The following is a 13,982-nucleotide window of genomic DNA, read 5'->3' on the forward strand; positions in this document are numbered from 1 at the left end:
CTTACTGGAAATAGTACTTCTATGACTCATTGGCCGCCGGCAGAGTAACATTAAGCTCCCACTGTGCAGCATCCTGGCTGTCCGGGACAGTCCTCACTCTCAAAGTGGCCCCTCCCGTATCAGACTCCACCGGAACTGTTGCCCTGCCTCCCGTGGTAAAGTAAAGCAACCCATTAATTTCTATAAATCCTTCAAAAGGTTTTTTGGTATACCTATCCCTTACCTGAACGGTAACTAAATTTTTCCTCCCAAGAGTTATCACCTTTGGGGTTACCCCAATAATCAGCTTACGGTTCTCGTAGGTATATTTACCGATACCCTGGCCTTTAAGGGATACCTCCAGGTTATAATATGATTGCTTCAAGTCATAGGCACTTAGGGCTGCCGATGTATAAACTACCGCTTCCCATACTCCGGCAGCCGGAAGTCCGCCTGTTGCCGCAGTCTCCGCAACATAAGTTCCGAGATTGTTCCCGGCATAGCCGGATTCGCTGACCAGGCGGCCTGAAGGATTATATAAATACACCATGGATCGGCCCCTATTAGTGTCTATGGTCAGTCTGGCAGTAACCGATTCCGCACCGGGGGGTACTTTAAAAAAATATCTCTTATATTGTGCTGCGTTTTGAACCCCTGACTCCTGAAAACTGTATGAATTTTCCTTTGATAATTCATAAGGATTGATTACTGTTGTCAGAACTTCTAATTCTTTATTATAAGTATCCGGATTATCACCTGAGATAAATGACGAGTAAATGCCCTTTTCCTGGGGAAGATCAATAATGACATCAATGGCCCGTTTTTGTCCGGCAGGCAGGCTAACTCTTTTCTGACCCGGGCTGACCCATGACCCGCCTTCGAGGTCTAAATTAACGGACTTGTCGGATTTGTTTTCCAGGTAGAGAGTAGTCATCCCAGGAATGTGTTCCCTAAAAAATATTCCTTTGTTTGTTCCACCGTTATCACTGGGAGTAGTTGCCAATATCAACGGGGTTTCTTCAAGGGACAAAAGTTCAGCCCAGGACCTGGTCAAGCTTAGTACCCCATACCCTTGTTCAGCAACGGAATATTTTGAAATTACCCTGGCGCCTATTTCCACAGCCCGTTTAATCAGGTTTGGGGAAATGTTCAGCTTCTTTTTATCAGCTGCCTCCATTAATAAGGCAATTGCCCCCGATACATGAGGAGCAGCCATACTTGTACCTTCACTCAAGGAATACTGCACTCCGTCTCTGAGAGACACTGTTGACACAGCGCTCCCCGGAGCTACAATTGACGGTGCCATAACCCCGTCCCTGCGAGGGCCGGCAGCACTAAAAAACCACAGGTTTTCATCAGGTACGTCCCAGCCATAATCTGTTTGCCACATTTCCGGACTGTTGAATGCTCCAACACTCAGGGCAGCTTCTGCATCACCCGGTGTGGCAACCGTTGTCAATCCAGGGCCTTCGTTCCCAGCCGCGATAACAAAAACCACCCCAAATTTCTCAGTCAGGCTGTTCAGCAGTTGTACCGGCACAGTACCACTATCCCCGTCAATTGAAGGAAAACCCAGGCTCAGATTAATAATCTTGGCTCCCCTTGAAGCCGCATATGACATAGCCTCCACTATGGTACCCAGGTCGCCGTATCCGCCGGCATCAAGTACTTTAAGGGCCATTATCTGAGCACCCGGAGCCACACCCTTAATCCTGCCGTTAGCGGCAGCTATTCCGGCCACATGTGTGCCATGGTCATTCCCATCAAAACCAATATTAATTTTGGAGCCCCCGGGATCTATTTCGGTAATAACAAAATTAAACTTGTCCTGTCCGTCTGCCCCGGAAAAGCTGCTAAATTCCGGCTTCAGAGAAAAAACCCGGAGCTGTTTCTCGTCAGTAAAGTCATAATCACTATCCGTATCTACATAAACAGTGTCATAAACACCTGCATTCAGGGTATCTACCACTATTACAGCAAAAACATCACTGTTATTCCCATTGAAATCAATATCAAGCCCTTGTTCATTAGCATCCATAAAATCGACTTCCCTGATATATCCATACCGGATTTTCCCGCTCCGTGAACTGATATCCCCAACATAATAAGGAGCATTGGCCAGATTTAAGTTTTTGTCATTGCGAATAGCTATAGATCCGGTATCTATATCACCTTCTCCGGTAAAATCCTTCCAGTCGGTGATTTTTCTCTTGTTTTCAGATGTGACCTGGAGGTCAGGGTGTCCGGCATCAATACCTGTATCAATAATAGCAATTAACTGATTCTTCCCATCAGAGCCGGTAATCTCTACAAATTCAGGAGCTTTAATAGCTTTTTTGGTAACATTTAAACTAAGTCCCGGATTAACAACAGCACTTTCCATGTCACCGGCCGGTATCCCTGCTTTTTCTCCAACAGCTAAGTTCTCAACTCTTACCTTTTGGTTGGTTACTATATCCTTAACCATTTTATCAAGCCGCAGAGCTGATAGTAATGGAACATTGATATCTTCCGCCACCAGCAGGTCAATCCGGCTGTCAACAAAACTCACCCGGCCTCCCTGTTCGGCAATTATAGCACTCACCGCATCTGCTTCACCGGCTGCAGTCATTATTATTACTGAAGTCTCTTCGTTTGCTTCCTGTACAAATCTGATATATCCCTCTTGGTCCAAAATTACCGCCACATAATCTCCGGTTTTCAGACCGGCAATTTCCCCGTCAATTCCATCGATCCTAACCTCGATATCAGGCCTGAAAAAAAATGCTTCCGATTGTCCGTGAATATCCAGGGTTATCAAGCAGGTTGTTTGATTAATCGCCTGAATGCTGCCATAAAACGTAAATTCGGCACCCATTTCCCCGAGAACCTTTTCTATCAGTACTGCAGTTTCCCCCCTGGTGGCATTACGGTCCGGGCCAAAACTCCCATCAGGATATCCGTTGATCAATCCATAAGCATAAGCAATCCTCACCGTATCATAAGCCCACCGAGGTATCTTGGCACTGTCGGTAAATACTTCTATTGGTTCCTTCATATTATTCTCTGCTGCTAAATCCAAAGCCCGTACCAGAATAGAAGTGATTTCTACCCTGCGGATTTTGGCTTCAGGATGGAAGGTTCCGTCAGGGTAGCCAAGAATTAAACCCTTTTCCTTGGCTACAACAATACTGCCGGATGCCCAATGACCCGCATCCACATCTTTGTATCCGTTACGGATACCGCCGGCAGCCTTGGCCTCACCGGCAAATCCTAAAGCCCTGATAATCATTGCGGCAAATTCAGCCCTGGTAACCCCGTCCTGGGGGTTAAACTTGCCATTATATCCGTTGACAATTTCCAGGGCCGCCAGCCTTAAAACCGAATCCCCGGCCCAATAGCCGGTAATGTCGGTAAAAGAATTCCCATATGCAGGAATAACACTATATAATATCAAACTAAACAGGACTACTGCTGTAACAATAGATTTGGCAAAACATCTACGAAACATTGATTCTCCCCCTATAGGTACTCCTCCATATTTAGACGGCGAAGCTCCTCCAAAAGTTCCCTGAGCCGGTCGGTCTCATTCTTATTACAGACAAAAGTAACATCATCTGTTTCCACTATGACCAAATCTTTGACCCCGATTAAGGCAACCATGCGCCCATTGGAATCAATGATACTGTTTTCTGTATTCAGGGCAGTCACCTTCCCGCGGAACACGTTGCCATTTTCGTCAGTCCGAAAAACCCGTTCCAGGGACATCCAGGTACCTACATCATCCCAATAAAATTCTCCCGGTACGATATAAACCTGAACAGCTTTTTCCATGATGCCATAATCTATAGAAATCCTATCAAAACAAGGGTATGTCCTCTGCAGTACTTCATTGTATTGCTCTGAACCAAAATACCTGCTTATTTCCTGTAAGCCCTCATATATCCCGGGAAGGTGGGTCTTAAATTCTTCAAGAACCGCAGCAGCCTTCCACACAAAAATACCCGCATTCCATAGGTATCCACCATCCTCCAGGTACTCCCGCGCCTTAATCAAATCCGGCTTTTCAACAAATTTGTCAACCCGGTAAACGGTCTTTGCCTTTTCCTTTGAAATTGGCTGCCCTACCCTTAAATATCCATACCCCGTTTCCGGCCTGTCAGGCCTGATTCCAATGGCAACCAGCCCACCGGTCTCATCTGCCGTGCTTGCCGCCAGAGCCAAGGTCCTGGCAAATTGCTCCTCATCCCTAATCAGATGATCAGAAGGCAGAACTGCCATTATAGTCCCAGGCAGCCGGTACTCCAGGGTAATCGCTGCCAATCCAATACAGGGCGCGGTATTCCTGCCTTCAGGCTCAATAATAATGTTTTCCTGCGGCAGTTGAGGAAGACATTCACAAGTCAGCTCCCGGTACTCCGCACCGGTAACCACAAATATGCGTTCCGCAGGAGCCAGTTGCAGGGCCCTGTTATAAGTAAGGTACAGCAGGCTGCCTTCCCCCGTCAGATCAGAATATTGTTTAGGCCTGCTGACCCTGCTGCGGGGCCAAAAACGTTCCCCCTTGCCCCCTGCCATAATGACAATACTGATTTTTTCCGGTACTTCCAGTTTTTGATTCATTGAAATTATATTTCTCCTTATAATTGGGCAAATCATATTATTCTTCGACAGATGATATCCTTTTTCCTGCGCCATGTACTATTACCAGAACTACAAAATTATGGTATTTAAGAAAAACTTCCCTCTTGTCGGTTCCTTGAATATATTCAAAATAGGGGCAGACTGTTTCCGGAAGCAGTTCGTTTCTTCATCCGGCAATTCATCTACCCCTAGCATTGTAATAATTTCAATAACAGGAAACAGGCTTCTTGCCTTACCGCCCTTCCGGAGCCATGATACCATCCATAATGACATCAAGGACAGGTTGAGTCAATTCTTTGGCATCGACATAGTCTTCAGAAAAAATAGCCGGTGAAAACAATGCCCCAAGCGCCCCCATAACTACCAAAGAAGCTGCTTCAGAGTTAATTTTCCTAAACTCACCCTTATCTATGCCCTCCTGAATTATCTGCTGCAGCATTCCGAGCTTTCTAGCCCTGTTTTCCCATACCCATTCACGGAAATCCTCACTAAAATACGTATGTTCCGTCATAGTAATTTTGGCAAGGTCCCGATAATTGCTGACAAACTTTTGGTGAAGCTGGATAATTCTGGCTAACTTCTCCCTGCAGGACAGACCAGGATTAATTTCGTCAGTCATACTGTCCAGGTAAAACTGGAGCCCAACCTTAAACATCTCTTGAAATAATTCCACTTTACTGGAAAAATATTCGTAGACCGTCCCCTTACCAACATCAGCCAATTGGGCTATTTCCTCAACCCTGGCATCATGAAATCCCTTCCGGGAAAACACCTTAACTGCCGCCCTGATAATTTTTGCCCTCTTGTCCTTTTCAGCCGGCCGGTTCATCTTATCACCTGCTTTCTGTAATAAATCCGGCTTGCCTGAATCAGCAAACATACCCTGTTTATGACGTAAAGAGCTGGTATTTAAACTGGCTCTTAATTAAATTATAGTCATAGATTGTATTAGACAGGTTTTGCTCAGCTGTCTCCAGGTCTATGGCAGCATTTCTGGTATCCAATCCGGTAGCCAGTCCGGCCTCATACTTCAGCATGAAAACCCGTGCATTTTCTTTGGCTTTTTCTACTTCCTTGGTCTGCCAGTCAATCATTTTCTCCAGACTGAACAATGTCAGGTAACTCTTTCTGATAGATGCCCGTGTATCAACTTCTTCTTTGCGCACACTTGCCTCAGCGCTCATTTGATCAATTTCAGCAGTCTCATAAGCGGTTACGCCAGGGCCATAAAACTTTTTAGCCACATCATACATCACCTGACTAACTTCAAGTGTTTTTCTGGCTGAAAGTATGCCGATATTGTCTTCAAGGGCCTGGTTAATAGTTTCCTCAAGATTGATGGAATCCCCAGCTTTTTCTAAGGCAAACTCTGAAGTAAGTTTAAGCGGTGTATCCAGGTCCAGACCGATAATACGGTTTAATTCCAGTACAGAAGTCCGGTAAGTGTTCTCGGCCCCGGTAACAGCAGCCTGATAACCGGCCACGGCAGATTCGGCAGCAGTTACATCCAGTTTCGCCTTTGTCCCCACTTTGTAGGCCGTTTCAGCTATCTTCAACTGATCCTGAAAATATTTCAGCCCGGCGCGTTTTATCTCCAAACCCTTCTCTGCCTTGAGGATATCATAATATGCTTGCTCCACAGCCATCTTCAGGCTCTTTTCAGTTACATCCTGTGTTTTTTCAGCAAGTATGAGGGCAACTTCCTTTGACTTTGGGTTCACCCACTTTACCAATCCAAATTCATATGTATTTACATATTCCTCATCCAATTTTTTGGCTGTTCTTTTGGCACTGTCATACTCAATCTGGGCTTTCTGAACCGCCAGGTCCTGGATCTCCATGTCCGGATTGTTGTTCATCGCCAGTTCAATAGCTTCTTCCAAGCTTAAATTCTTAACCTCCGCTCCGTCAACACCTACTGCATAGTTGATTCCAAAAGCAGACAACATTAACAAGGAAACCAGAAACCCTAAAAAAAGTTTTTTGGTAAATAACCGCTTTAGCATTGTCTCTCCTCCTTAATTTGCATTAATGACAGTCACCTTTATTTTATCTGCAAGTGAATGCTGGCCTTCTATGACAAACATTTCACCCTCTGACAGCCCATTTACAATCTCGATCACATTATCTGTCTCTATCCCGGGCTCAACCTGGCGCTGTTCCACAATGCTGCCCTTGACCATATAAATCACATTCAAAGAATTCCTGGTAATAAGCGCTTCTTTAGGAATGGTGATAACACCTTCTTTGTTTTTCGTAACCAGCTCAATCTCAGCAAACATACCCGGTTTAAGGTTATGGTCAGGATTATCTATTTCTATCTTAACAGGATAGCCCTTTGTCTGGGCATTGGCCACTGGGCTGAGCAATTTCACCGTTCCCTTGAAGCTGTTTCCGGCGGCATCTACCCTGACAGTTACTTCCTGTCCCTCTTTAACTAAAGCAATATCACTTTCTGCTACAGTCCCTTCAATAAATACCCTGTCAATATTCACTACACTCATAACCGGAGAAGACGACCCAGCCATCTCACCGGGGTCAATTTGCCTTGCAGCCACTTCACCGTCAATGGGTGAAGTTATCGTGGCATCTGTAATCTGCTGCCTAATAAGTTCGACCTGATTCATCGCAGATTCCGCCACCGGCTGGTTTACCGCATCCTTTGCCAGGTTATACTGCAGTTCGGCCTGTTCCAACTGCTGCTGGGACACAGCCCCTTCCTGATAAAGAGACTTCATGCGTTCATAATTGGTTTTGGCATTATTAAAGTTCAGTACTGCCTGGTCATGAGTAAGCTTCGCATTGGTAAGTCCGTTAATAGCCGCACTAAGCTGTATCTCCAAGTCGGTTGTGTCAATTTTTAGCAACAGGTCCCCCTTTTTCACTTTTGAACCAATATCCACAGGTACCTGGGCAACCTTGCCGCCAATCTTAGGCACAATTATTACTTCTGATGATGAAATAACCCGCCCGGATATCACCGTCTTTATTGAAATATTATCTTTTTTAGCCTCACTTACCTTCACAGGCACTGCTTTATCTACATCTTCAGTATTATTCTCAGCACTGCCGCATCCCACGGACAAAATAAATGCAAAGGCCACCAGCAATAAGACCATAAGTCTGGCCACCTTTTTGCAATAAACCATATTATTCCCCTCCATTATACTTCCGACTGACGGGTCAGTTTACAAATAGTATACCCTTAATTCCTGTATATGTCAATAAGAGTCATGATCGTGAAAGTGCGGAATTCGTGCAAAAAAAACGGACAGGTTAACCCTGCCCGGCAAGTCATATTTTTTTATTTCTTTTTGCGCTTATTCCATAGTACGGCAGAGCCGCCGGCCAGTACCACAATTACAATAACCATCCATACTATCTTTGCATCAATAGTATTAGAATCATAAACAGATTCATCCGGTGATTTACCTTCCATGATATTTTCAACATTTCGCATGCGTTTTGAAGTAACACCCAGCCATTCCCGCATCACTTCACTCACATCAGCATCCTGTCCTCTATCAGTCAAATCCTGAAGTTTATCAAACTCGCCGGTATCTTTATATGCCTGGGTTAAATAATAAAAATATAAGCCCTTGAATACAGTCTGGTCTCCAGATAATTGCAGCTTATCCGGATTCACATCTTTCAAGTCACTGATAACTGCAGCATAATCCTTTTGTCCCAGATCGACAGCTGCAGCAAGAAAACTCAGGTAATCCCTCTGTTTCGCATCAAGGCTCTGCTTCACTGATAAGAGTTCCAGCTTGGCCGCTGCTTCCTTATAGTTTCTTGCTTTCATAAGTCCAACTGCTTCATCTATGGTTTGTTTATCTTGACCATCAAAATATTGAGGATACGCTGTCAATAAGGAATTGTCCAGCACCATTATATATTTCTGTTTCTCTGCGGAATTTTCACTGGAATTCTCACTGTCACCGGTGTTAAGTACAGTATCCCAGACAACCGAGGTCGGATTTAATTCGTAGTCCTCAGGCTGTAGTTTTATTACCTCAGCAGGTGTAAATGGTCCTAATTCCATAACTGTCCGGAAACTCTTCATATTGGCGGCCGGATTAGGCTCTGCAGCAGGAATATAACTGATTTGAACATCGCTCCCGAAAGGCATATCATAAATAGAATAAATCAGCCTGATTTCGGTAACTGATTTGGCCTTAAGTGAAATTTCCCATGTCATCCAGGAGCCTTTCAGTTCTTTACCGGCAATGGTTTTTGAGTTTTCCGCAATTTTTGGTTTTTCTAAACTGGTTCCAACAACTAATCTTACATTTTCCGGTTTTAACTCCGAGTCAAACCCGGCGGAAAGCTTTTTTAACGATTCCGGCAGTCCCAAAAGGACAGAGGTATCTTCCCCGGTATTCTGAAAACGATATATCCCGGTAAATTTAACACTTTTTGCATTATTGGTAATAATCACTTGTTTACCTATAAGCTCAAAACCCTTGACATCATTCAGAACCTGCATGTCAATCAGGGTTACCTCCCGACTATCCTGAGCAGCCCATGACCAAGAGGGCAGCAGCAATAAAATAATCAGACTTAAACATAGATACCTGCGCATATTCATACCTCCGAAATTTATTTTATATATACAAATTGCATATGAGTATCACACATAAAAGAGTTCCAAATATAAAGATAGCAAAAAGTTCGGTAAATTACAATATATAATAATTTGCCCTGCAACCGCTTTTTCTCATTTCTGTTTCCTGTCCCCAAACCCCTCGGGATGATTGAGATGCCATTTCCAGGCTGCTGCAACTATTGCATCAATACCCGTGTACTCCGGTTTCCATCCCAATTCCTGCTTTATCCTGTCAGATCCAGCAACCAGTATTGCCGGGTCTCCTGCCCGCCGCTCAGCCTCTACAACAGTGATCTTCCTTCCTGTTACCCGGACTGCTGAATCAATAACCTGCCTGACGGAAAAGCCTTCACCATTGCCCAGATTAAATATATTGGAGACATTTTTCCTATCTAGGTACTCCAGTGCCAAAACATGGGCATTGGCCAGGTCTGTCACATGAATATAATCTCTGACACACGTCCCGTCAGGTGTAGGGTAATCAGTCCCGAATATTTTGATACTCTCCCTCTGACCCAGGGCAGTCTGCAGAACCAATGGTATTAAGTGTGTCTCCGGGTCATGGTCCTCACCTATTTCGCCTGAAATGTGGGCCCCGGCGGCATTAAAATAACGCAAGCTGACATAGTTTAACCCATACGCCCGGTCAAAGCTCCTGAGTATCTCTTCTATCATCAGCTTGGAGAGGCCGTAATTGTTTGTCGGAGCTTTGGCATCATTTTCAGTAACCGGCCAGTGTTCAGGTTCGCCGTAAACGGCAGCGGTAGATGAGAAAATTACCTTTTTAATATTATTTTGCACCAATGTCTCCAAAAGAGCCAGACTGCCGACTGTGTTATTCCTGAAATACGGCGCCGGGTCTTCCATTGACTCCCCTACCAGGCTGAAAGCGGCAAAATGCATCACCGCCTCGATGCCATACCGCCGCAAAATATTTTGTACCAGAGCCCTGTCGGCAATATCCCCTTCTTCAAAAGGAACGCCTCTAGGCACTGCACTACGATGCCCCTTGCAGAGGTTGTCCAAAATAACTACTTCATTATTATTCCGCATCAGTTCCCTGACCGTATGACTGCCAATATATCCGGCACCGCCGGTTACAAGTACGCGCAAAGTGAAGCCTCCCCTAATCAATATGCATTAATCAATATGCATTCTTGTTAATTAATCCTTTAACAACAGTTAATAACATTATTTTTATGTCAAATAATAAATCCCAGTTTTCTATATAGTAGATATCAAACTCAATCCGTTTTTCTATGGACGTATCCCCCCGCCAACCATTTACCTGGGCCCATCCGGTGATACCCGGCTTCACTTGGTGTTTGACCATATACTTGGGAACCTGTTCCCTGAACTGTTCCACAAAAAACGGTCGTTCCGGCCTAGGACCGACAACACTCATGTCACCAAGCAGGACATTGAAAAACTGCGGCAGCTCGTCAAGGCTGGTCTTCCTGATAAGTATCCCGAACCATGTTTTTCGCGGGTCATCTGCAGTTGTCCATCCAGTATCAGCATTATCAGCAACCCGCATTGAGCGAAATTTATACATGTTAAAACGCCTGTTATTCAGGCCAACCCGCTCCTGTTTGAAAAAAATAGGGCCTCGGGAAGACAAAATGACACCAAATGTTATGATAACCATCAACGGCAGGGAAATTATTATTGCCGTCAAGGAAACCAAAATATCAAACAGTCTTTTGACAAACCTGTTAAATGGGTCATCAAGGGGAACATGGCGTATATTGAGCAGGGGGATTTCATCAAATTCCTCCACCTTGGGCCGCCCCGGTAAATAGTCAAAATAGTCAGGGATAATGCGCACCCTTACTCCGGCTTTTTCGCATATATCAACAATGTCATGATATTTTTGATAAGCACTCAGCGGTAAAGCCACAATAACCTCATCAACAGTTTTGGAAGCAAGCAGGTCCGGCAGTATGCTGCAATCCCCCAAGACCTTACGGTTCAAAACCTCGCTGCCTTTCTTATCCCTGTCATCATCCAGAAAGCCCAGCACATTATAGCCAAACTCTTTATGAGACATGGCCTTTTGGGCAAATTCCACCCCTACTGTTCCCGCTCCCACAACCAATAAATGTTTCTGGTTATACCCGATAGACCGCAGGTACCGGAGTGCCCGGCGCATGATGAACCGCTCCAGGAGTATCAGTACTATTGAAACAACCCCAAAAGTAAACAACACTACCCTAGAGTATATATACATTTTAGTAAGGTAAAGCAGGCCGTAAATAAGTACCATACCTATTGCATGGGACCGGATAATAAGCAGCATTTCCTTGCGAAACATCCGGCTCCGCATAGGAGAATATACTTCCATAAAAAAGTATACCATAAGTACCAGAGGAATCATCCATAAAGGAGCTTTAAGGTACAGATAATCCATCTGGCTTATTGGATAAAAGCCCCACTTAAAGACATAAGCGGCAAAATATGAGAGTATCAGTATAAACCCATCAAGGGCAAACATTATCAGATTGAAAAACCGCTGGTACTTCTTAAGCAAGAGTATCTCCCCCAAAAATAATTAAGCGTTTTCTTTGAATTCCCGGTATTTATCTTCAATGAAAGTTAATATGTGTTTTTTAAACAACTCCCGGTCAAAACCCGCTGCATGATCGCAAATAATTTCAGTAATGTATTTACCAGAGTCAAACTTATTAATAACCCCTGCCAGCGCTTCCGCTGTCTGGGGCTGAAAAAACTCCCCGGTAACACCCGGCAGCACCGTCTCCAGGGCCCCCCCGGCGCCAAAAGCTATCACCGGCCGCCCAGCCGCCTGGGCCTCAACAGGTGTAATGCCAAAATCCTCTTCCCCCGGAAAAATGAATGCCTTACAAGAAGCATATAGTTTTTTCATCTCGGCATCAGATACCCTGCCCAGGAACTCAACATTTGGGCCGGCCATTTTCTCCAGCCTCTTCCGTTCCGGGCCGTCTCCGGCTATCCTAAGGGGTACCCCTAGGCGGGTGAAGGCTTCAACCGCTAGGTCAATCCTCTTATATGGTATCAGGCGGGAAACAGTGAAATAGTAATCCCCTATCTTAGCCGCCACTGTCAAGTCTGACGGGGAATAAAAAGACGTGTCCACCGGTGGATAGATTACCTCTGATTCGCGCCGGTAGTGCTTCTTTATTCTCCGGGCCACATACCCTGAGTTAGCGATAAAATAATCCACTCTGTCTGCAGAAATCCTGTCCCACATACGGATATAATTCATCAGCCAGGGAATCAGCTTTCTCTTGACTCGGCCTGCCCCAGGCCCATTCAGGTATTCATGGTAAAAGTCCCAGGCATAACGCATGGGTGTATGGCAATAGCTAATATTAAGGGTATTGGCCCCTGTGAGCACACCTTTGGCTACCGCATGACTGCTGCTGAGGACGACATCAAAACCGCTGAAGTCAAACTGCTCAACCGCAGTTGGCATCAACGGCAGGTAGGACTGGTATGCCGTCCTGCCCCGCGGCAGTTTTTGTATAAAAGAGGTCCTGATATCCATATTATGAAAAGCGGAATCTACCCTATCAGGATTATAGACAGTTGTATATATTGGCGCATCAGGGAAAATCTCCTTAAAGGCCAGGACAACCTTTTCAGAACCGCCCATATTGGCCAGCCAGTCGTGGACTATAGCGATTTTCATTTCAGCTGTCCCTCCAGTACTTCTTCATAAACCTCCAGGGTCTGCCTGGCGGTTTCCTCCCAAGAAAACTTCGCTGCCTGCAGCAAGCCATTCTCTCTCATCTGCCTGCACAAGCCCTCATCTTTCAAAACCCGGTCAATGGCCGCAGCCAGTTCCTCAGAACTGTAAGGGTCAACCAGAGCGGCAGCCTCCCCGGCTACTTCCGGCAGTGAGGAACGGTTTGAAGTAATCACAGGTGTCCCACAAGCCATTGCCTCCAGCGGCGGAAGGCCGAAACCCTCATAAAGTGAAGGGAAAACAAAAAGCCCAGCCAGGTTATACAAAACGGGAAGGTCGTTTTCAGTTACATCACCAGTAAATACTAATCTGCCTGTCAGGCCCATGTTTTCTGCCTGGCTCACCAGACGCCTGTCAGCCTTTCCAATCAGTACCAGACTAAAATCCGTACTGAGTTTGGAAAATGCTTCAATAAGGCGCTGAACATTTTTATGCGGCTTCCTGTTCCCCACATATAAAATAAATTTAGCGGGCAACCGATACCTGCTCCTGACTTCTTTTAGAATATCAAGTTTATCAATCACTTTAAATGCCCTGTCGATACCGTTATATGTTACAATAATTTTTTCGGGTGAAACACCCAAAAACTTTATGATTTCACTGCGGGAAAAACAGGATACGGTCAATATTTTTTGAGCCTTCAGAACTGAAGGCCTGACAATATGCCTGTAATATAACTGGTGTATCCGCCCATAATATTGGGGAAATAGCATGTGGTTCACATCATGAACTGTCATTATAAGCCTGCAGGGGCAAAATAAGGGGGCTACAAAAGACGGGCTGTGAAAAAGGTCAGCCCGTAGCCCTTTTAATACTAACGGCAGTTCCACCTGTTCAGCTATGGAAATAAACTTTGACCTGACACGCTCCAGGCGGCAGTTTGGCCTGTCTGCTGCAAATCCTGCCAGGCAGTCATTGCCTGCCAGTAAGATATATTCATTTTTCGGGTCAATACTTGTCAGCCGGTCTGCCAGGTTATAGGTGTATCTGGCAATCCCATGCATTTCATTTGTAATCATCCTGGCATCAATTACTATCCGCATA

At 45.1% G+C, this 13,982-nt stretch carries 10 protein-coding genes; all 10 read right to left on the reverse strand.

Annotated features, from left to right (window positions below; translation table 11 throughout):
* Positions 1–19: 19 nt before the first annotated feature.
* Positions 20–3,469 (reverse strand): S8 family serine peptidase, encoded by a 3,450-nt coding sequence (locus ABFY19_RS12920; protein ID WP_418791056.1) that lies wholly within the window; start codon positions 3,467–3,469, stop codon positions 20–22.
* 11 nt (positions 3,470–3,480) lie between these two features.
* A complete protein-coding gene (locus ABFY19_RS12925) occupies positions 3,481–4,581 on the reverse strand; it encodes a mannose-1-phosphate guanylyltransferase (protein WP_418791057.1) in 1,101 nt (366 codons plus the stop codon).
* A gap of 253 nt (positions 4,582–4,834) precedes the next feature.
* Positions 4,835–5,482, reverse strand: coding sequence for a TetR/AcrR family transcriptional regulator (locus tag ABFY19_RS12930; RefSeq protein ID WP_418791058.1), 648 nt, complete (start codon positions 5,480–5,482; stop codon positions 4,835–4,837).
* Between the two features lie 7 nt (positions 5,483–5,489).
* Positions 5,490–6,608, reverse strand: a complete 1,119-nt coding sequence (locus tag ABFY19_RS12935) for a TolC family protein (RefSeq protein WP_418791059.1) — start codon at positions 6,606–6,608, stop codon at positions 5,490–5,492.
* A gap of 12 nt (positions 6,609–6,620) precedes the next feature.
* Complete coding sequence (locus ABFY19_RS12940) at positions 6,621–7,751, reverse strand: efflux RND transporter periplasmic adaptor subunit (RefSeq protein WP_418791060.1); 1,131 nt, start codon at positions 7,749–7,751, stop codon at positions 6,621–6,623.
* A 155-nt stretch (positions 7,752–7,906) separates the two neighbouring features.
* Complete coding sequence (locus ABFY19_RS12945) at positions 7,907–9,187, reverse strand: hypothetical protein (protein WP_418791061.1); 1,281 nt, start codon at positions 9,185–9,187, stop codon at positions 7,907–7,909.
* A gap of 135 nt (positions 9,188–9,322) precedes the next feature.
* Positions 9,323–10,324, reverse strand: coding sequence for a UDP-glucose 4-epimerase GalE (gene galE, locus ABFY19_RS12950; protein ID WP_418791062.1), 1,002 nt, complete (start codon positions 10,322–10,324; stop codon positions 9,323–9,325).
* A 31-nt stretch (positions 10,325–10,355) separates the two neighbouring features.
* A complete protein-coding gene (locus ABFY19_RS12955) occupies positions 10,356–11,741 on the reverse strand; it encodes an undecaprenyl-phosphate glucose phosphotransferase (RefSeq protein WP_418791063.1) in 1,386 nt (461 codons plus the stop codon).
* Between the two features lie 21 nt (positions 11,742–11,762).
* Positions 11,763–12,881, reverse strand: coding sequence for a glycosyltransferase (locus tag ABFY19_RS12960; protein WP_418791064.1), 1,119 nt, complete (start codon positions 12,879–12,881; stop codon positions 11,763–11,765).
* The gene (locus ABFY19_RS12965; RefSeq protein ID WP_418791065.1) at positions 12,878–13,981 is read right to left on the reverse strand and encodes a glycosyltransferase family 4 protein; all 1,104 of its coding nucleotides are present in this window, start codon (positions 13,979–13,981) and stop codon (positions 12,878–12,880) included. The genes ABFY19_RS12960 and ABFY19_RS12965 overlap by 4 nt, the downstream gene beginning before the upstream one ends.
* Position 13,982 lies beyond the last annotated feature (1 nt).

Source organism: Phosphitispora sp. TUW77, assembly GCF_048453025.1.
Classification (GTDB): Bacteria; Bacillota; Thermincolia; order Thermincolales; family UBA2595; genus Phosphitispora.